Annotated in this window: 22 protein-coding genes and 1 pseudogene; 6 read left to right on the plus strand and 17 right to left on the minus strand. The window is 29.2% G+C overall.

Going from position 1 to position 20,755, the window contains the following annotated elements:
• The 3 genes and pseudogenes from rsmB to rsmD form a co-directional block, all read right to left on the minus strand.
• Positions 1-1,236, minus strand: a 1,236-nt coding sequence (rsmB, locus tag TS70_RS02760) for a 16S rRNA (cytosine(967)-C(5))-methyltransferase RsmB (RefSeq protein ID WP_198049344.1), incomplete at its 3' end; no start/stop codon positions are given.
• A 22-nt stretch (positions 1,237-1,258) separates the two neighbouring features.
• Positions 1,259-1,834, minus strand: coding sequence for a guanylate kinase (gmk, locus tag TS70_RS02765; protein WP_040093053.1), 576 nt, complete (start codon positions 1,832-1,834; stop codon positions 1,259-1,261).
• Position 1,835: 1 nt separating this feature from the next.
• A pseudogene (gene rsmD, locus TS70_RS02770) lies at positions 1,836-2,405 on the minus strand (16S rRNA (guanine(966)-N(2))-methyltransferase RsmD); the annotation flags it as partial.
• An 85-nt stretch (positions 2,406-2,490) separates the two neighbouring features.
• Between rsmD and TS70_RS02775 the strand changes: the two are divergent.
• From TS70_RS02775 to TS70_RS08415, 6 genes are all read left to right on the plus strand, one after another.
• Positions 2,491-3,072, plus strand: coding sequence for a peptide deformylase (locus tag TS70_RS02775; RefSeq protein WP_040093050.1), 582 nt, complete (start codon positions 2,491-2,493; stop codon positions 3,070-3,072).
• Between the two features lie 175 nt (positions 3,073-3,247).
• Positions 3,248-5,011, plus strand: a complete 1,764-nt coding sequence (gene rnjA / locus TS70_RS02780; protein ID WP_040093048.1) for a ribonuclease J1 — start codon at positions 3,248-3,250, stop codon at positions 5,009-5,011.
• A gap of 80 nt (positions 5,012-5,091) precedes the next feature.
• A complete protein-coding gene (locus TS70_RS07320) occupies positions 5,092-5,253 on the plus strand; it encodes a hypothetical protein (protein WP_232332368.1) in 162 nt (53 codons plus the stop codon).
• Positions 5,254-5,312: 59 nt separating this feature from the next.
• Complete coding sequence (locus TS70_RS07325; RefSeq protein ID WP_241460712.1) at positions 5,313-5,564, plus strand: hypothetical protein; 252 nt, start codon at positions 5,313-5,315, stop codon at positions 5,562-5,564.
• 26 nt (positions 5,565-5,590) lie between these two features.
• Positions 5,591-6,426 (plus strand): IS5 family transposase gene (locus TS70_RS02790; protein ID WP_105628856.1). Its coding sequence is split into 2 segments (ribosomal slippage): positions 5,591-5,987 and positions 5,987-6,426, totalling 837 coding nucleotides; the frame shifts between segments, so codons are not numbered across the junction.
• A gap of 193 nt (positions 6,427-6,619) precedes the next feature.
• Positions 6,620-7,552, plus strand: a complete 933-nt coding sequence (locus tag TS70_RS08415) for a hypothetical protein (RefSeq protein ID WP_198049345.1) — start codon at positions 6,620-6,622, stop codon at positions 7,550-7,552.
• A gap of 24 nt (positions 7,553-7,576) precedes the next feature.
• On the opposite strand, the gene TS70_RS02800 is transcribed toward TS70_RS08415, so the two are convergent.
• The 14 genes from TS70_RS02800 to TS70_RS02870 form a co-directional block, all read right to left on the minus strand.
• On the minus strand, positions 7,577-8,542 hold the full coding sequence (locus TS70_RS02800) for a CPBP family intramembrane glutamic endopeptidase (RefSeq protein ID WP_198049346.1): 966 nt from the start codon (positions 8,540-8,542) through the stop codon (positions 7,577-7,579).
• Positions 8,543-8,633: 91 nt separating this feature from the next.
• Positions 8,634-10,226: a 2,3-bisphosphoglycerate-independent phosphoglycerate mutase gene (gene gpmI / locus TS70_RS02805; protein WP_198049347.1), complete on the minus strand. Its 1,593-nt coding sequence runs from the start codon at positions 10,224-10,226 to the stop codon at positions 8,634-8,636.
• Positions 10,227-10,270: 44 nt separating this feature from the next.
• A complete protein-coding gene (locus TS70_RS02810; protein ID WP_198049357.1) occupies positions 10,271-10,897 on the minus strand; it encodes an HAD hydrolase family protein in 627 nt (208 codons plus the stop codon).
• 84 nt (positions 10,898-10,981) lie between these two features.
• The gene (locus TS70_RS02815; protein WP_198049348.1) at positions 10,982-11,497 is read right to left on the minus strand and encodes a hypothetical protein; all 516 of its coding nucleotides are present in this window, start codon (positions 11,495-11,497) and stop codon (positions 10,982-10,984) included.
• A 33-nt stretch (positions 11,498-11,530) separates the two neighbouring features.
• The gene (locus TS70_RS02820; protein WP_198049349.1) at positions 11,531-11,971 is read right to left on the minus strand and encodes a hypothetical protein; all 441 of its coding nucleotides are present in this window, start codon (positions 11,969-11,971) and stop codon (positions 11,531-11,533) included.
• A 70-nt stretch (positions 11,972-12,041) separates the two neighbouring features.
• Positions 12,042-13,049: an NAD(P)H-dependent glycerol-3-phosphate dehydrogenase gene (locus tag TS70_RS02825; protein WP_232332369.1), complete on the minus strand. Its 1,008-nt coding sequence runs from the start codon at positions 13,047-13,049 to the stop codon at positions 12,042-12,044.
• 14 nt (positions 13,050-13,063) lie between these two features.
• Positions 13,064-14,380: a ribosome biogenesis GTPase Der gene (gene der, locus TS70_RS02830; RefSeq protein WP_198049350.1), complete on the minus strand. Its 1,317-nt coding sequence runs from the start codon at positions 14,378-14,380 to the stop codon at positions 13,064-13,066.
• Complete coding sequence (gene cmk, locus TS70_RS02835) at positions 14,381-15,049, minus strand: (d)CMP kinase (RefSeq protein WP_040093038.1); 669 nt, start codon at positions 15,047-15,049, stop codon at positions 14,381-14,383.
• A 16-nt stretch (positions 15,050-15,065) separates the two neighbouring features.
• Positions 15,066-15,767, minus strand: coding sequence for a hypothetical protein (locus TS70_RS02840; RefSeq protein ID WP_198049351.1), 702 nt, complete (start codon positions 15,765-15,767; stop codon positions 15,066-15,068).
• A 377-nt stretch (positions 15,768-16,144) separates the two neighbouring features.
• Positions 16,145-16,654 carry a dUTP diphosphatase gene (locus TS70_RS02850; RefSeq protein ID WP_040093032.1) on the minus strand — a complete coding sequence of 170 codons (510 nt, stop codon included), beginning with the start codon at positions 16,652-16,654 and terminating at the stop codon, positions 16,145-16,147.
• Complete coding sequence (locus TS70_RS02855; RefSeq protein ID WP_198049353.1) at positions 16,644-18,203, minus strand: VWA domain-containing protein; 1,560 nt, start codon at positions 18,201-18,203, stop codon at positions 16,644-16,646. The genes TS70_RS02850 and TS70_RS02855 overlap by 11 nt, the downstream gene beginning before the upstream one ends.
• Before the next feature lie 26 nt (positions 18,204-18,229).
• Positions 18,230-19,774, minus strand: a complete 1,545-nt coding sequence (locus tag TS70_RS08420; RefSeq protein WP_198049354.1) for an AAA family ATPase — start codon at positions 19,772-19,774, stop codon at positions 18,230-18,232.
• 13 nt (positions 19,775-19,787) lie between these two features.
• Positions 19,788-20,456: a hypothetical protein gene (locus TS70_RS02865; protein WP_198049355.1), complete on the minus strand. Its 669-nt coding sequence runs from the start codon at positions 20,454-20,456 to the stop codon at positions 19,788-19,790.
• A gap of 86 nt (positions 20,457-20,542) precedes the next feature.
• Positions 20,543-20,755 (minus strand): hypothetical protein (locus TS70_RS02870; protein ID WP_232332370.1); only part of this gene is annotated, 213 nt, incomplete at its 5' end.

Genomic DNA, 20,755 nt, shown 5'->3' on the forward strand with positions numbered 1-20,755 from the left:
TCCATCAGTATTGTTTTCATACCCAAAAGTTTGCTCAGTTGCAATTATTTCAAGATCATTATATTTTGCTAAAAAATTCCTAATTTGGAGGTTGTTTTCATATACTTCAAATGTACAAGTAGAGTAAACTAAAATACCTCCTGGCTTTAATAATTCATAGGCTTTCTCTAACAATTGTTTTTGGATTTCGACCAAATTAGCTAACTTCTCATTTGTAAAAGAATGATATTTGATTTCCGGTTTTCGTTTAATGACACCAAGACCACTACATGGTGCGTCACATAAAATTTTATCATATTTAACTGATGCAGTAATTTTTCTAGCATCTAATAAATGGGGATAAATATTTGTAATTCCCAGTCGTTTTGCATTAGTCTTAATTAAATTAAGTTTTCTTTCACTAATATCACATGCATCGATAATACCCTTATTATTCATTAACTGACTTAAATGGGTTGTTTTACCACCAGGAGCACTACACATATCTAAAACACGATCAGTTTCTTGCGGATCTAATACTTCGGCAATTCGCATACTCATTTCATCTTGAATAAAAATTAAGCCCTCTTCAAACATTTCTGAATTAATAACTGGTTTTTCGACAATAACACCAACCGGAGAAACGACACTTTTTGTTAAATTATAACCAGCATACTTTGTTAATAATTCATCCTGTGTAATTTTTAAAGTATTGACACGAAAAGCAATCTTTGGAATTGTTAAATTATCTTCCATTACTTTTCGGGCAACTTCTTCGTTATATTCATTCCGAAGAATTAAATATAATGACAAAGGAAAACTATATTTAATACTTAACTTTTTTGTTTCATCAGTAAGTTTAATTTCAAAAATATCTTCCTTACTTTCAAAAATCTTTTTTAAAGTAGCATTAACAAACCCGGCATATTTTGGATTAAGTTTTTTGCCAATATTAACTGCTTCGTTAACAATAGCATAATTTGGAATGCGGTCTAAAAAACGAAATTGATAAATGCTCATTCATAAAATTACTTGGAGTTTTTGATTAGTTTTTCTATTATCAATAAATTGATTAGCAATATATTCTAAATATAATTTGTTTTTAAGAGTGCCATAAACAATTCGATAAGCTAAGGTTTTATCCTGGTCAGTAAAACTGGCATTTAGTTCAATTGTTTTTGCTAATAAATGATTACTAAATTTATTCTTTGCAAAAACTTTTCACAGAATATCTCAGGCTAATTCTCTTGCTCGCATACCTTAACCACCTTTAGTTAACTTATATACGATTAGCAATTTCTTGCTCTAAAATTGTTTTAATTTCTGCCACTGCTTGTTCAACGGTATTATTCACAACAACATAATTATAGTTACTTTGTAACGGAAGTTCATCAGCTGCTTTTGCTAACCGGGCTTGAAGAACAGATTCCGGTTCACTTTTTCGACCCCGAATTCGGCTCTCTAATTCTTCTAAACTTGGTGGAATTAAAAAAATTGAAACTGCATCAGTAATTTTTTCTAATACTTGTGTTGCTCCTTGAACTTCAATTTCTAATAAAACATTCTTTCCCTTTTCAATTTGTTCAAGACAATATGATTTTGGGGTCCCATAATAATTCCCAACAAATTCTGCATATTCTAATAACTCATCATTTTTAATTACATTTTCAAAGGTTGGCCGATCAACAAAGAAATAATTTAAGCCCTCAATTTCATCTGACCTCTTTTCCCTTGTTGTCATTGAAACTGAATAAGCTAAATTTAATTCTTCATACTTGAACAACTCCTGACAAATTGTTCCTTTGCCAACGCCTGATGGACCAGAGAAGATAATTAAAAAACCCTTTTTTTGCACACTAATTTTCTCCTTTTTCTAAACGTAGTATATATAAATACTTTTTTTTATATTTTTTGTAACGTAACATTACTAAGTCAAATTGAACAAATGATAGTTCTTGATTTGATTCACAAACTATTATTCCATAGTTATTTATAATATTGTTTTTCAATATTATAGTAATAATATCATAATAATATTCAATTTGTTTAAAAGGTGGATCCAAAAATAAAATATCAATTGTGATATGGTTTTGAATTATTCAATTTAATAACACATTATAATCATAATTTAACACTTTTCCATTCGTAATTTTTAAGTTTTGAAGATTAGTTGTAATTATTTGGTAAGCACCTTGATGAAAATCATTAAAATAACATTGCTGTAAACCACGTGATAACCCTTCAATTCCTAGTTGACCACTACCAGCAAAAATATCTAAACCAGTTTTATTTTCATAAATAAAATAATTATCTAAAATATTAAACATATCCTCTTTTACCCGGGCTGTCATGGGTCGTGTATTCATCCCCTCTAATGTCTTAATTTGATAACCCTTATATTTTCCCCTAATTACACGCATCGTTTTAGTCCCTTTTCTATCTTTTTTAAATTATACTAAATTTTTTTAATAATTATGGGATATGTTATAATTTTTTAAGAGGTGATTTTTAGTGTTACAAAATGAAATTCCAAGTAAAGACTGATTAGTATTTGATGATACACCATCAATTCGACAATCATCAAGTGATGTTTCATTCCCATTATCGCCTGAAAATGAACTTGTTATGCAAAAACTAATTGATTTTGTCCGATATTCACAAGATCCACAAAAAAATGATAAACAAACCATTAGACCTGCCGTTGGCCTTGCCTCCCCACAAATTGGTCATAATATTAAGATGTATTATATTAGAATCGAAGATACTGATGATGAAACTGGAACCAAAAAAATAACTGAGCATGCCATGATTAATCCAAAAATTAGTGGCAAAAGTAGCCAATTAGCTTGTATTGAAGAAGGAGAAGGTTGTTTAAGTGTTGATGGTGATAAAGAAGGTTTTGTTCCCCGTAGTTTTCGGATTATCATTGAAGGATATGACTATCTAAAACAACAAAAGGTAACAATTACCGTTCGAAGTTATGAAGCAATTGTTTTTCAACATGAACAAGAACATTTAGAAGGTAAATTATATTATGACTTAATTAATAAAAAGAATCCTTGATTAAAAAATTCTGATTGGATTATTTTATAAATTTAATAACTTTTAACTTTTTTAAGAAAAAGTATTTTTTTGTAAACTTATTAATCTTTGTGTTATAATTTTTTGGATACTAGGAAATTAACTTTTTTTCTTTTTAATAATATTAAATAATAAATTTAATAAAGAAAAAACTATGAATTTTTAGAATTATGAGGTGATAATTTCAATGAATGAAGAAAACAAAGAAATAAATAAAATTAGTAAACCAGCAACTACAAAACCAGCTAGTATAGTACCAAAAACAACAACACAAAATATTATTAAAAATAAGTTTCCAACAAAAGTCTTTGCCCTAGGAGGGTTAGAAGAAGTTGGTAAAAATACATACTGTATTGAACATGATGAAGAACTAATTATGCTTGATGCAGGAGTTAAATTTCCTAGTTCAACAATGCTTGGAGTAGATGCTGTTATTCCAAATTACAATTATTTGAAAGAAAATCAACGAAAAATAAAAGCCCTATTTATTACCCACGGGCATGAAGACCATATTGGGGGAATTCCATACTTATTAAGAGAAGTAACAATTCCAATCATTTATGCTCCTCGACTAGCTGCTGCTTTAATTCGTGACCGATTAAAAGAAGCAAAGTTAGAACAAACTACTATTGTCAAAGAAGTTGACAATATGAGTGTTATTAAAACAAAAAACTTTAAGATTAACTTTTTTGCTGTTAACCATAGTATTCCTGATGCTTTTGGCATTTCAGTTATGACACCAAATGGAAAAGTCGTATCAACAGGAGACTATAAATTTGACTGAACACCATTAGGACATCGTTCAGATATTGAACGAATGGCAAATATGGGCCAAGAAGGTGTTATGTTACTAATGGCTGACAGTACAAATGCCGAAGTTGAGGGATATACTCAAACTGAAACAAAAATTATTAAAAATATTGCAGAATTATTCGTAAAAGCAAAAGGACGAATCCTAATTTCAACATTTGCTTCAAATGTTCACCGGATTCAACACATTGTTGAAATTGCGAATAAATATGGTCGTAAAATTTTAGTTTTCGGGAGAAGTTTAGATCGAATTATTAAAATTATCCGACAAATGGGACACTTAAAAATTTCTGATAAAGCCTTTATTAAAGCTAATGATGCTAAAAACTATACGGATAACGAAATTTTAATTATTTGTACTGGAAGCCAAGGAGAACCAATGGCTGCTTTATCACGAATTGCAAATAATCAACATCAACATATTTCAATTGTTCCTGGTGATACTGTTATTTTCTCATCATCGCCAATTCCCGGTAACCAAGCTGATGTTGAACGTGTTATTAATAAACTAGTTCGTGCTGGCGCAATTGTTCAAGAAAATAGTCCGTTAAATCAAATCCATACCTCAGGACATGCTTCACAAGAAGAACAAAAACTATTATTTACATTATTAAAACCAAAATATTTTATGCCAATGCATGGGGATTATCGTATGTTACGTCAACACGGTGAAACCGCAAGTAGTGTTAATGTCCCAAAAGAAAACGTCTTTATTTGTGCCAATGGTGATCAAATTGAAATGTTGAATGGGACAGCTGCCATCGGAAAACGAATTGAAGCTGAAGCAGTGTATGTGGATGGAAAAGACTTATCTGGACAAACAACTGCCGTTGTTCGTGATCGTGAGATTTTGTCAAAAGATGGTTTAATTGCTGTTGTTATTTCAATTGATTCACAAAATAACCAGTTATTAACCCCTCCTCGTATTATTTCACGAGGAAGTTTCTATGTTAAAGAATCAGGAAATATTATTAATGAATCAATTCGCTTAGCAACCGAAGCAGTTAATGAAGTTTTAAAAACACAAAAACCAACCTTTGGTGCTCTTAAAAATGCAATCAAACAATCATTATCGCCGTTTATTTACCGTTATAAACGTCGTAATCCGCTAATTATTCCTGTCATTTTAAATAAAAAATAAAAGAATATTTTAATTATTCTTTTTTATTTTATAAAATGACATATAATTTTAATTAATACTAAGAAAGGATATTATTAACTATGAATAATGAACAAATTGAATTATTATGAACTAACTTAAAAAAACAAGACAACAAAGTGATAATTCCCTTAACAAAATTTCATGGGTATCAACAAACAACTGATAAAGGAACTATTTTAGCGCTTTTTAACGAAGCTGGCCACCCTATTGAACAAAATTAAATGGAATTGGTTTTGTCGCCTTTGATCATACTGTTTTTTATGCCCTTGGTGGGGGTCAAATCTCCGATACTGGTATTTTAATGAAAGATACACATACAATTAGCGTTTTTGATCTTAATAAACAAATTTATAAAAAAGTATATCTTCATCTTGTTGATACACAAGGAACAACAATTAAGCTTAATGATACTTTAGAACAAAAAATTGACCAAGAACGACGCATTAAACTTACTAAAAACCATACAGCACAGCATCTTCTGTCATATATTAGACTTCTTGCGATACCCTTTTTTATTAAAATATTATTATAAAATATAATTTATGAGGACATAAAAATATGAACAATAATAAATTTAATACTCTTAATGATAGAGAATGGTTAAGATTAACAGGAATAAAAAAATCCACTTTTAATAAAATGTTAGATATTTTAAAAGTTGCTGAAATAGAAAAATTTAAAAAAGGTGGTAAAACTAATAAATTATCATTAGAAAATAGATTATTGATGACTTTATTATATTGACGAGAATATCAGACTTATTTTCATCTTGGTAAAAGTTTTGATATTAGTGAGGCTAATTGTTATCGTAATATTAAGTGAATTGAAGATATTTTAATTAAAAACTCTGATTTTCAACAACTTGCTGGTAAAAAAGCACTAATAAATGATTATTTTAATGATAAAACTATTATTATTGATGCTACCGAAACTCCAATCCAACGCCCAAAAAAAGACAAAAACAATCTTATTCTGGTAAAAAGAAAAAACACACGATCAAAACACAAGTAATTATCGAACAAGAAACCAAAAAAATTATTGCAACAAGTTTTTCGCTCGGAAAAAAACATGATTATGCTTTATTTAAAGAATCAAAAATCCCAATTTTAAAAAATACCAAATTAATAGTTGATAGTGGTTATCAAGGAATACAAAAAAATCACAATAATGTTCTAATACCTACAAAGAAAACAAAGAAAAACCCTTTAAACAAAGAACAAAAGCAATATAATAGACTAGTTTCAAAAATGAGAATTATTATTGAAAATATTTTTGCTATTCTTAAAAAATTTAAAATTATTACAGAAAAATATCGTAATCGAAGAAAAAGATTTGGTTTAAGATTTAATTTAATTGCCTCAATTTATAATTTACAATTATTATATTTAACATAAAATATTTATTTAAAATTAAATAATTTAAATAATAAATTAATTTTTCGTTGTGGAAAAATATTAAATTTTTAAATAAAAAACATAATTAATTAAAATTATATTTTTCTATTAGTATCTTTTTTACAAATATTTGCAATTTTTTAACAAGTAATGCAAGAAGTCTATTATTGAGCAAATTTTAAATGATGGTGAAATGACAGATTCAGTTCAAATTAAAACGGATTATGCTTTATTGGCAATGAATAAAGTTGATAATTGATTAGATATTATTTTAACAGCACGAGAAAAAATTATTAATGATTTAATTAAACATGATATTGCTAAAATTGAACATCAAATGCCAATTGCCGAGGCAATAAAATTAAAAATTGCTCATCCAAATTTTGAATATGACCCAATTGTCCGCGTTGTTGAATTCCCTACAGCAACAATTGATTTATGTGGTGGAACCCATGTTAATAATTTACAAGAAATTGATTTTTTTGAAATTTGAGATTGTTGAATTGATAAAAAGAAAGTTAGAATTCAATTTTCAACCAATAAAGCAACAACACAAGCATATTTTACGAACTGAATTAACCAAAAAAGAACCGCATTAGAACAAAGCGTCAAAAAAATTAGTGGTTATGATCCAACTTTTACTTTTATCATTCCTAATTTTTCGGTTCCAACAACTTTGATTGAAAAAAATAATTTAAACCTTAATATTGAAAAATTAGAAAAAGACTTAAATGAAACAGCAAAAGTGAAATATAAACAACTATTACAAATTATTGAAGAAACCACTTTTCCATTTAAAACAATTCCTATTAACGATAATTTAACAATGCAAGAAATTATTATTAATGATGAAAAAATAACCCTTGAATTAGTTCGTAATAAATTAAATAAATACTTACAAGAACATCAAAATACCCTAATTATTTTTATTAATACAAGGTTAAAGTATGGTTTTATTAGTTTTACGAAAAAAAATCAAACTGAATTTAATCTTAATAATTTCTTACAAACAAATAAAGAACAATTTAAAGTTACCGGTGGTGGAACCCCATTCTTTATTAGTTTTACATATCAAAATGAAATTAATTTATTTTTAGAACAATTATTAACTACTCTAAAAAAATAAAAAGACCAAGAAGGTCTTTTTATTTTATCTAGTTAGAAAACTTGGTGCGGCAATAATTAAAATAGTACTAATACAATTTAAACCACTATGAGCAATAATATTATAAGTTACATTGCCATTAACAACAATGAACAACATCCCTAATGCTAGTGCTGCGCCTAAATAACCAAGAAGGTGTTCTCAATCACCAGTTGCCGTAACATGCATTCCAGCAAAGAAAATTATTGAAGCAGCAAAAGCAATTCATTTATTTCCTGTTAAACTAAAAATTCCATGCCGACAAGCTAACTCTTCAATAATTGGGGCAACAAAAACCGTATAAATCGATAAAATAACAATATTTCACCACTTATCAATCCCTTTAATTAAACTATTTTGATTATTTGATGCAGTTGGAGTTATTAATGATTGTAAATAACCAAAAGTAAGATTAAAAAGAAAAACCACAACAATTGCAATTGCACTAACTAGCAATAAACGTTTATAGTCTTGTTTAAAAGTTAATTTAATTTTTTTAAAAATAAATGGCGAAGTTTTGTAAGTAATAAAAATCGTCACCAACGCAGCAATTAAACTTGTTAATAAATTAATTGTTGTTAACGCAGCAGCAGATGGTTGAAATAAATTAGCAATAATACCAATTATTAAACCAACCATATTAGGAATAAAATAAAAATAATAAAATACAATTGCCCCAGAACGCATAATTTCGTTTTGAGCACGACTAATAACAAAATAAGAACCAATAGCAACAATAATTAAACTAACAAAATTCATCCCAACTAATGAATATTGATCATGCGCAAATAAATAAGAAATTAAAATACTAATAAAAAATGGAGCAAAGATTGCTGTTCCGATAAAAATATAACCAGTATTACGAACATTCACCAGTTTAAAATCAAATGGTGCTGCACGGTCAACTAAGGTTGGTTTTAATTCATATCATGGTCTTTTAAAATTATTATAAACATTTTCATTATCATTCATCTTTAATACTCCTTTAAACCCTATTTGTTAATTATATACCGATTATAACTAAAATATTGTTAAAATTACGAATTCTTTCATAAAAAAGATATTAGATAATATCTTCTGATTTAACAATTAATGATGGTTGTGTCATTTCAACCGGAATTTTCTCATCCAACAATTCTAAAATGGTTGGTGCAATATCAGCAATCGCTGGGTCTTTATCACGTAATTTTAATCCTGCTTTAGTGATAATAATTGGAACTAATTGGGAAGTATGTTTTTTATTTGGTCCCCCAGTTTCATCAATCATAACTTCAGCATTACCATGATCAGCTGTAATAATCATAATTCCATTAACTTTCTGCATTGCTTGATAAATTTTACCAAGACAATCATCAATTGTTTTTACTGCTGCAATCGCTGCTGGTAAAATTCCAGTATGACCAACCATATCACAATTGGCAAAATTTAAAATAATAACATCAAATTCATTACGTTCAAGTTCAGCAATCAATTTATTAGTAATCTCATATGCTGACATTTCTGGTTTTAAATCATATGTTGCAATTTTTGGTGATGGAATCAAATCAGCTGAAGCACCTGGTAATGTAATTTCAGCTTGAGTTGCTAACCCATTTTTAAAATAGTCTTTTCCTCCGTCAAAGAAAAACGTCACATGCGCAATTTTTTCTGTTTCAGCAATTCGCAACTGACGATAACCCTTTTTGCTTAACCATTCTCCCAAGCCATTAACAACTTCAATTGGTTGAAAAGCAACATGTTTTGACCCAACTGTTTCAGCATATTCCATCATTGACACAAAATAAATGTCATTTAATTTTGGCACAAAATAACTTTCTGCTTCATTAACAGGAAAATTAGCATTTGTTAATGCTGAAGCAATCGCAATTGCCCGGTCAGGACGAAAGTTAGCAAAAAATACGCCGTCGCCTGCTTTAATGTAGCCTTGTGGGGTATTGATATTATAAGCTGGCATTAAAAACTCATCATTACGACCAGCCGCATATTCTTGATCAATATAGGCTAACGGGTCACTAAACTCAGCTCCTTTTCGTGAAACTAAAACATCATATGCAACTTGCACCCGGTCATATTTTTTATCACGATCCATTGCATAATAACGACCCCCAATTGTAGCAATCACCCCTACTTTTAAAACTGCTTGTAAAGCGTTAAATTGTTCAATATATGTTTTAATACATTCTGGTTTAGTATCACGACCATCACCAAATAAATGTAAATAAATTTCCTTAACACCTTCTTTTGCTGCTAATTGATACGCGGCAAAGATATGGTTAAGATGGGAATGAACACCACCATCAGAAAACAATCCCATGATATGAAAAGCACTATTATTTTGTTTTGCAAAATTAATTGCGGCTAAGATTTCTGGATTTTGATTAAAAGTTTCATCCTTAATAGATTTATTAATTAATGTTAATGACTCATATTTAATTCGACCAGCGCCCAAATGAATATGACCAACTTCTGAATTTCCCATTTGCCCAGCTGGTAACCCAACTCATTCTCCCGATGCATGAGCAGCTACTCAAGGGTATTTTGCTTTTAACATTTCAACATTTGTCATATGTGCTTGTGTAACAGCGTTTCCTTTTGAATCAGGGGCAATTCCTCATCCATCAAGAATTGCTAATAAAATTGGTTGTTTAGCTTTCATCTTAATATTTCTCCTCTTTTTCTTTTTCCTCAACAATTATATAATTATTTTTTACTATTGAGAATATATTTTTCAATCATTTTTGCAACGCCGCCTTCTTCAACATTACTAGTAATATCTTTTGCGATTGCTTTAATTTGATCCTGCCCATTATTCATTGCAATTCCTAACCCAACATTTTTTATCATTCAATAATCGTTCATACTGTCACCAATTGCCATCATTTCTGATAGGGCAATCCCCCACTGTTGTGAAATTCATTTTAAACCTGCTAATTTACTAATTCCAGGAGCATTTACTTCAGCGGTATGGAAAGCATCAATTGCAATTTCAATGTTTTCAGCACGTGCTAAAGTAATAAATTCATTCGTTTCCTGGACATTCATTATAATACATTTGTAAGCAGTATTTTTCACTTCCGATAAACTATCATATTGAATAAATTCACCATGAAAGAAAGTTAATTCTAGGTTATTTTCGGCAATAGGATCAAAATTAACAACTACTTTTGTTAAATCATCAATATAACATCATATTTTTTTGTGATATTTTGTTGCTAATTGAAATAAAAAGTTAACTTGCAGGATAGACAACGTTTGTTGATGCACAATCTTGTTTGTTTTAATATCATAAATACAAGCGCAGTTCCATCCATATCTAATGCGATTAATTTAATATTTCTCATAATTTCCTACTTTCTATTAAAAATTCCATAATTATATTGTAAAAGAAAAAACCATATTTTTAAATATGGTTTATGAATTTAAATAATAAGTAGTTGGTGATATTGATTTATTATCTGACATTAATGCTCCCGCGCTTTTACTAACAGTTAGGTTTGTTCCTAATAATCAATCTTTAATTTCGGTGCGAAAACCATAAATAGCGCCAACACAATCACCTAAAATTGCTAACATTATTAAAACACTAACGAAGACTGTTAATCAAGGACGTGATTTTTTTGTACAATTTTTACATTGACATTGTGTTCCATCATTTTCAATATTAGTATTTAATTTTCGATTTTTTTTACGACTTCCTTTGCCATTTTCATCTTCAAATAAATCGGTTGGTAAGGATGCTGCAATATTCATATTTTTACCAAGACCCACCTTAATATTAGGATCAATTGGAACATTTAACAAATCGGATGGTTTAATGTTTTTTTGCCCATAATAATTTTCATTTTGATTTAAACCACCACTTTGTAAATTAGCAATTCGCTCCGCTAATGTTTGATTCTGTGTTGGAGCTGCCGCTGATTGTTGCACATTAGGCGTTGGATTTATCCCTTGTGAATTCTGTTACCCTGTTGGTGCAAAATTAGCACGTTGCTGATTCATAATTGGTTGCTGATATTGTTGATGCTGTTGTTGCGGATATTGTTGCGGCGCTGTATTTTGTCCTGATTGCTGTGCCTGTGAATATTGCTGTGCTGATGGTTGTTGTTGATATTGTTGCGGCGCAACATTCTGCTGATATTGCGGCGGCGCACTAGCTGTTTGCTGCTGTGACTGCGAATATTGCTGCGGGGCAACACTTTGTGGTGGTTGTTGCATCAAGTTTTGTTGTTGTGAATATTGCTGTGCTAATGGTTGTTGTTGATACTGCTGTGGTGCAACATTCTGCTGATATTGTTGCAGTGCAGCACTAAAATTATTCCCTTGATTAGGGGAAAGCTGTTGTTGATTATTGTCAGGTTTATTTTCTAAACCATTATTATTTCAAGTATGATGTAAACTCATTTTATGCCCTCTCACTATATATTGCCATACACTATTGTATAAAAATTATACCATAAAATGAGGATTTTTGCTATGCCAATATTGCTTTTGTAAAAACACTATTGATAATCGCACTTGGACGCTTATTGTTATATAAAATATCGTATAACGCTTCAAACAATGGTAATACGATTTTATTAGCACGAGCATCTAAAACAATTGTTTTACAAGTTAAAACACCTTCAACTATCTTAGCATGACTTGCTAAGACTTTTTTAGCATCATCTGCTTGTGCAATTTCAAAACCAAGTGAGTAATTTCGTGATTTGCTTGAAGTTGCAGTTAAAATTAAATCTGCTAATCCGGCAAAATTTAAAAAAGTTTCAATCCGAGCACCTTTTGCTTTTGCAAAAAGTTGAATTTCATTTAATCCCATCGTAATTAATGCTGCTTTAGCGTTATCTGATGCATAAAGACCGTTAAAAATCCCCGATGCAATTGCAACAGCATTTTTTAGGGCAACAGCATATTCAGCACCAACAACATCGGTATTTGCGAAGGTAACAAAATACTCATTATTAAATAAATTACGAACTTCTTGGGCCATTGCAATTTCATTTGAAACTGCCATAATGCACGTTGGTTTTCGTTGTAAAACTTCTTTAGCAATACTTGGACCATAAATTCCAGCATATGCTTTTAAAATTTGATTATTAATTAATTTTCCAATTGAACGTGATAATACTTCATGTGTTTCAGGATCTAATCCTTTTGAAACATTAATAATAACAACTGGTTTTGTTACTGTTTGATTAATTCTTTCAATAATTGGTTTAATAGCAATAACTGGAATTCCCAAAATAATATATTCAGCGTCTTCAACAGCTTCGGTAAAATTAGTTGTTGCTTTAATTTCCCGATTAATTTTTAAATCACCAAAAAAATGACTATTTAAATGTTCATCGTTAATATCATTAACTTCTTTACTATCAATGCCATACATTATAACATTATGATCATTATCTGTTAAAACATTAGCCAAAACAGTACCATATGCTCCCGTTCCGATAATAGTAATATTCTTTTGTTCTTTTCTCATTATTACTTACCTCATTACTTTCTTTCTCTAAATAATATTTTAATTGGTACACCATCAAACCCAAAATGTTCACGAATTTGATTTTCAAGAAACCGTTTATAAGAAAAATGAATATATTTAGGGTTGTTACAAAACATAATAAAAGTTGGAATCATACTTTCGGGTTGTGTTGCATAATAAATTTTTATTCGACCACCATTAAAATCTGGCGGTGGATTTAACAATTGTGCTTTAACTAAAATTTCATTTAAAACGCTTGTTTTGATGCGTTGCGTTAAACCAGTATAAACCTCGTCAATTGTTTGAAATAATATATGCAAACGTTTTTTTTCTAATGCTGAAACAAAAACCATTTTTGCATAACTTAAATATTTAAAATAACCACGAATTTGACTTTCAATTGTCTGCATTGAACGGTCGTTTTTTTCGACAACAGCATCTCATTTATTAACAGCTAAAATAATTGGCTTGTTTTGTTCAAAAGCAATTCCAGCAATATTAGTGTCTTGATCAGTAATTGGTACTGTCCCATCAATGATTAATAGAACAAGATCACTTCTTTCAATGGCACTAACGGCACGAAGAACACTATATTTTTCTAATTTTTCATAAACCTTCCCCTTCCGTCTAATCCCCGCTGTATCAATAACCGTATAAAGGTGATCATTTCGTTTAAAGGTTGTGTTAATTGAATCAGTTGTTGTTCCTGCAATTGGTGAGACAATTACTCGTTCTTCTCCTAAAATCGCATTTGTTAATGATGATTTCCCAACATTTGGTTTTCCAATTAAAGAAAAATGAATTCCTTCCGTTTTTGGTTGAATTGGAATTTGGTCTAAATAAGAAATGACTTTGTCCAATAAATCACCAATCCCAATCCCATGCGTTGCTGAAACGGCAATTGGTTCACCAAATCCTAATGTCATATATTCATATAATTCACTTTCTTTTTCTTGTTTATCATATTTATTAATAACTAATAAAACTGGTTTCTTTGCCCGATATAATATTTTTGCAATCATTTCATCATCTGGGGTAATTCCTTCTTTATATGATAAAACAAAAATAATAACATCAGCTTCCGCAATCGCAATTTCTGCTTGCATTTTAATTTCTTGGGCAAACATTGCTTCATTATCTAAAGTAATTCCTCCGGTGTCAATCATTAAAAATTCACGCGTTAATCATTCCGAAAAGGCATAAATTCGATCCCGTGTAACACCAGGAGTATCTTCAACAATTGCAAGACGGTTTTTAATAATACGATTAAATAATGTTGATTTCCCAACATTTGGTCGTCCTACAATTGCTACGGTTCCTTTTTGTGCCATTTATTTTCCTACTTTCTTATATTCCATTACAACTTGATAAATTGCAGCGACTGTTTGTTCAAAGGTTAAACTACTAGTATCTATTACAATTGCATCAGCAGCAATTTTTAATGATCCAACTGTCCGACTTGTATCAACATGATCACGTTCTCTTAATTTTGTAGTAATTTCTGTTAAATTATTTGGTGTAATATCATTTTCATTATTTTGACTTCATCTTCGTTTAGCGCGAGCAGCAATACTAGCTGTTAAATAAATTTTTATTTCTGCATACGGCAAAACAACAGTTGTAATATCACGACCAACAACAACATTACCCTTCTTAGTAACTAATTGGCGTTGTAATGCTACCATTGCTGTTCGAATAAACTCAAGACCGGTAATTTTATTAATATTATCCAAAACTAAACTTGTTTGAAGTATTGCTGTGACATCTTCATTATTAACATAAATTTTATTGTTTAACACTTGATAATTAAACTTTGTTAATAGAACTTGTAACTGCTGATTATTACTAAAATCAATCTGTGCCTTTGCACAAAAATAAGTAAAAGCACGGTAAGTTAATCCGGTGTCAATAAATTGATAGTTTAATTTTTTGGCCAATTCATAACCAGCAGAAGACTTACCACTACCAGCTGGACCATCAATAGCTATATTTAATTTCATCATCTTCTCCCATTTTCTATAACACAAAGATTAGTGCCAAACAAGCACCTAATAAAATAACAAGCAAAAGTATTGTTAATAATAACATTTTATAGTGTAGTTTTATTTTACGATAAGTAACTAGAACATTATTATGTTTTTCTTCTAATAAAATACTTGATTCCTTTAACATTTCTGCTGTACTACGATTGTCATTTTTGCGCATATGAGCAATTGTACTAAATTCAATGTTTGTTGAATTAATTTTAAAATCACTATTTTCTTTTTGGATTTTATCACTTAAACGGTGATATGTAATTTTTTCAGCTAGAATACTTTCTAAAATTGTCTGATATTTTTGATAAGTTGGTTTATTTAACAATGTTTCAGCAATTAAAATATTATGCATAATATCACCAGCATCTTGATCATTTTTTAAATTAACTTGAGCGGATAGATTTGTTGTACTAACAACTTGTTCTAATAATTGCTGTAAATCATATTTAAAATCAGATGGATATGGTTGTTCATCTGGATTTTTATCCAAATATACTTTTTCTCAGCTAAATTCTTGTTCAAAATCTGATTTAACATTGTTAAAGAAAGTAGCATCAATGACATTTAATTTTGCCATATAACTATTAATTACTTGATTTGCCTGATTAATTTCTTGATCTAATTCAATTTCCTTCTTGATCATCTCACGTAGTTGGGCAAATTTTTCCATTCTAGTTTCCATTGTACTCCTCCAACTTTTTCAAACTACATTAAAATTATATATTATTATTAAAATTTTTGTTATCATTATAGTAATAAATAAGATAATGGAGGGATCTTGATGGCAGACCGCGATATTTCAAAGAAAAGAACATATGTTAACACTGACTTGTGTATTTCTTGTGGAAGCTGTATTATGATTGATGAAACCGAAACATTCTTTATGGATGATGATGGTTTTGCAAATACAACTAAAAATATTCAAGAACTAGTTGAAGCACAAATGGTTTGTCCAACGGCTGCCATTTTTATTAAAACATTAGAAGAATTTAAAGAAAATCGAAAAAGTAGTCTTGATANTGATTAAAAAATGTTTTATANATATTNATAAAACATTTTTTAATAATTATTTTCTTGACGAGCAAAGTTAATTTCATTTTTCTTATTATATGCTGTAATTAAATCAGTTTCCGTAAACTTTAACTGCGCAGCAATAATTAAATATTGGTTTAAAACTTGAAAATAAATTTTAGTTATTTGTTTTTTAATTAATTTAGCACAAGCAGCAAAACATTCTAAATAAAGTTTTGTTAAACTAACTACTTTACCAAAGTATTTATTTTGATAATGAAATTTATTAAAATCAACTTGTAAACTACTACCAATACTAATTAAAAAATGAATTCCATCAATATATTCTTCTAACAAAACATCTTGTTCTGAAGCTGGTTTGATACTTCAATATTTAAAATCACGTTGTTCATTAATAAATTCGGCTAGTTCAACTAGAAAAGCCAAAATTCGTTTATCTAAGGTTTGTTCATCATTTAACTTAAATTTTGTTAAAATATGATGATCTAGCTTTTTTTGATTTTCAAGTAAATATGCAAAAGTTGCGTTACTTAACATTGTTATTGACCCCCTGTTCTGTTCTAATTTTGTTTAAAATAGTTTTTGCTCCTGGAATTTTATCATATTTCTTAACAACTTCCCCCGTTAATGAAGCAATAATCCGTTCTGAAGCAAACGGATCACGAGGATCATAAATTCATGCGTTGTCAAAAACTGTTGTCGCCTTTTCTTCTCCCATTGTCCCAATAATAATGGCGTGGAAACGATTACGTCTTTTTCTTAATATCTTAATTTTTTCAATAATATCAGATGATAAATCTGATGTCATAAAATCACTAATTAATAATAAATCCGCATTAAAATATTCATTACTATCCATTGCCGTTAAAGTATGTTGCAATGCTGGCTCAACATCCGTATCACCGCCAAAACTTTTTGATAAAAAATCAATTAACTTTGGAACAGAATCTTTTAGTTGGGATAAGTTATAAACATCTAAACTTTTTGAAAAATTAATCATATAACACGGACGATGTTCTGATAAAGCAATTTTAGCAATCGCCAACGCCAATGCTTTAGCAATTTGTTCCGGACTACCACGCATTGAAGAAGATGTATCAATTGACAACACAATTGGCCCTTTCTCTTCAGGAACATATGATTCAACTATCGTTAATTTAATTTGTTCTTTTGGAACCTTATCTTGTGATAAAAATTCAAATGTTGTTAATTTTCCTTCAATATATTTTTTATAAAAAATATATTTTAAAATAGGGTCACGTAATAAAACTAATTCAGCAGGAAACATATGTTCTAAATCTTTTGATTCAGTCGCCCCAATGATTTCTTCTGGCGATGAACCAACTGGTTTTCACTCAAAATCCATTACAATTTCTTCTAAAATTCGTTGTTCAATTAAATTACTTTCACCCTGATAACGTCCTAATAAAGTTGCAATTTCCATAATTGCGGGGTTACTTTCTAAAAATTTAGCAAATTTATCAATTGCTGTCATATCAACACCTGGTTTTAATAGTTCTGCTGGATTTCACATTTTTCCAAAAAAATTTCATACTGTCTTTAATAAACTATTTGCTTGATGATAAATTGCAATCTTATTGTACAAATCTTGCATAAATTTACTGCGTAACTCTTCAATTTTAGTGAACCGATAATCATTAATTCTTTTAATTAAAATGGATTCTCACATCCCAACAAAATCTCGAAATAACATATTAGGATTATTATTTTTCTTATTAAATTCATAACGATAATAGTTTAACCGATCATAAAACGGTGAATTGACTTTAAATAAAAAATCCTGTGTTGAAGCATAATTCTTTTTTAATCCTTCATACCCATTAACTTTAATTCAATGAAATAAATAAATTTCTTTTTCAATATTTGGACTCAATTTAATTTTCATAATTTCATCTTCAATTTTTTTATCATAAAAATTATTAATTTCTTGATCAAAAATATCACTTAATCATCGATTTGATTTTTTAACCAGAGCAAAATTTGGACTAGCTAAATCAGTCTTTTTTAATTCTGTTAATTTTTCCGCTAATTTAACCCCTGCTTTTTGCTCTAAATATGGATTCATAATGAATACTCCTTTGTTTTACAAAATTAATTTTTAACTAAATTTGATAAACTGCCAGAATTAGGTTCGGTATTATCTTTTGAACGATAATCAACTTCAATAATATCCTCATTAAAATTCAGTTTGTCATCATTAAAAACATTATTAACAGCTAAGATAAAACGGTCTCTAAAAAAGATACAATTTAATTCTAATAAACGTTCTTTTTCATCAGGAAAAGCAGTTGCTAACTTATCAATTTCACGTTCAACTGCTAAAATTCTTTTTTCAAGTTTAGAATTATTATCCTCAACTTTTGAATTTTTAATTTCAACTCTAATTTCCTCATCTGTTTTAATAATTTTAAAAGTACTATCATTGACATAACTAATTTCAGTTTGTAACACATCAACCATATTATCTAAGTCTTCGCCATAATATAATTCAACTAATGTTGGTTGTGTTTTATTATGACGAGCATCAATCAAATCTTCAACGCGAATAAAACAAATCGGATATTGTTGATTTTTTCAAAGAATACGATGAAAAGTTCCTTGTAATTTTTCATCAAAAACATCCAAATACTCACTTTTACGACTATTAACTTCTTGAATATCTTCATACTGTGCTGATAATTCTTCTAATTCTTTACTTAAACGAATCTTTTTTTCACGAACATCATAAGTTAACGCATCTAGATAAAACTCGTTAAAAATAGCATTATATTCTTCTTCTTGTTGTTCGTCATCTCAAATACAATAGGGAATAACTAATCAATCAGCTTTATCAACCGTATCACGACCATTATAAAAAGCTGATGCTTTCATTAAATGGGCAATCTTTTTTCATCGGCGATCAGAAATATAATATTCCCCATCAGTTGCAATATACATTGCTTTTCGAAACCGTGAAATAAAATCAAATGTTGATTGGGTCATTTTAACTTTATTAATTTCTTTTCGTCACACATCATATTCTTCATGGGTAATCTGTAAAGCTTCATCAACTTTAACATCTAATTCTGTTACTCCAGCAATCATATCATTAAAATTTGTTTCATCTTTTAAGCCATGGGCAATATAACGAATAATAAAACGATCATATAAGGCTTCTAAACCTTGGCCCTCTGCTGGTAACTCATTTGACGCAGAAATCAATAATTTCATTGGAACTTTAATATCAACCCCCGCATTACGAAAAATCTTTTCATTAATAATTGTTAATAATGTATTTTGAATTGAAGGTCCTGCCTTTCAAATTTCATCTAAAAAGACAATTTCCGCAATTGGTAAATATTTATTAATCAACCGTTTATAGACTCCCTTTTGTAAATCCTCAATTGAAATTGGTCCAAAAATTTCTTCTGGTGTTGAAAAACGATTCATTAAATACTCAAAAATAGTCCCATTTTTAAAAGCATGTTTTAAACGTCGTGAAACTAATGATTTTGCAATTCCTGGTTTTCCTAAAAGAAAAATAGATTCTCCACTTAGCATTGCTAACATTGCTAAATTAAAAATTTCTTCTTTTTCATAAACATTTTGCTGTAATTGTTTTGTTAATTCTTCTAATCTTTCTGTAAGCGTCATCATTTTTCTTTACTCCTTAAACTTCTAAATTAATTTTTCGTTTGACATCATCTGATTTAACAATTAACAGACATGCCCCAACAATTCAAATTGAGGTAATTACTAAAACTAACACAATAAATATTAATAATCATTGACTAACTGGTTCTGAGGTATTTGCTTTAATACTACCTAAAATTAATAAAGCCGCACATAGAATTTCAACAAATAAAAAGTACAAAATTGCTAACATAATGTAGGCAATTGCCCACCCATAAACCGCCCCCGCAGCTCGTGCCATTCCCATTGGAATAAAATATAATAAACTAAATAACAATGTGATAAATAAAAATCCATAACTTAAAAAATCCTTAACATAAATATTGGCAAAAACTTTAATACTAGGATCAACATAGTTACTTAAAGCAATTAATATTGCTTTTTGACCAATAAAATATGCCAAAGTAATTGCGAACACTTGCCCAAGAATAATAAAACTACGCCCAACTCGTTCTAACGGACTATCTCAAAACATTCGACGTTGAGAAAAATCATTATTTTGGGTTGGTGAAATATAACTAAAACGTTTTTGTTCTTGTTTTGATAATTCTTTAACTTCTTCTTCGTATTTTCGTCGTTCTTCCTCTGTATCAAGCAGTTCTAAATCAGGAAATTTACTTCCATATGTTGGCTTATTTTTATTCATCTTGAACCCCCTTTTGCTACATATGAACCATATTGTTATTATTTTAGCATTTTTTCATAAATTTAAACAATTAAATTACATTTTTCCTACTTTTCAACAATAAAATCACGTGATATTATCCCATCAAAATATTTTGAACCATCCGTTGCTGTTACTGCAATATCATACCAATATCTTCCTAACACTTGAAAAATACTACTATCATTTAATCGGCGGCCATTTCCATCCCGTAATAACAATTGTAAAATAATTAGTAATATTATTAATATTAGACTTCTTGCGATACCCTTTTTTATTAA

The organism is Spiroplasma sp. hyd1 (assembly GCF_016082235.1).
Classification (GTDB): Bacteria; Bacillota_I; Bacilli_A; order Mycoplasmatales; family Mycoplasmataceae; genus Spiroplasma; species Spiroplasma poulsonii.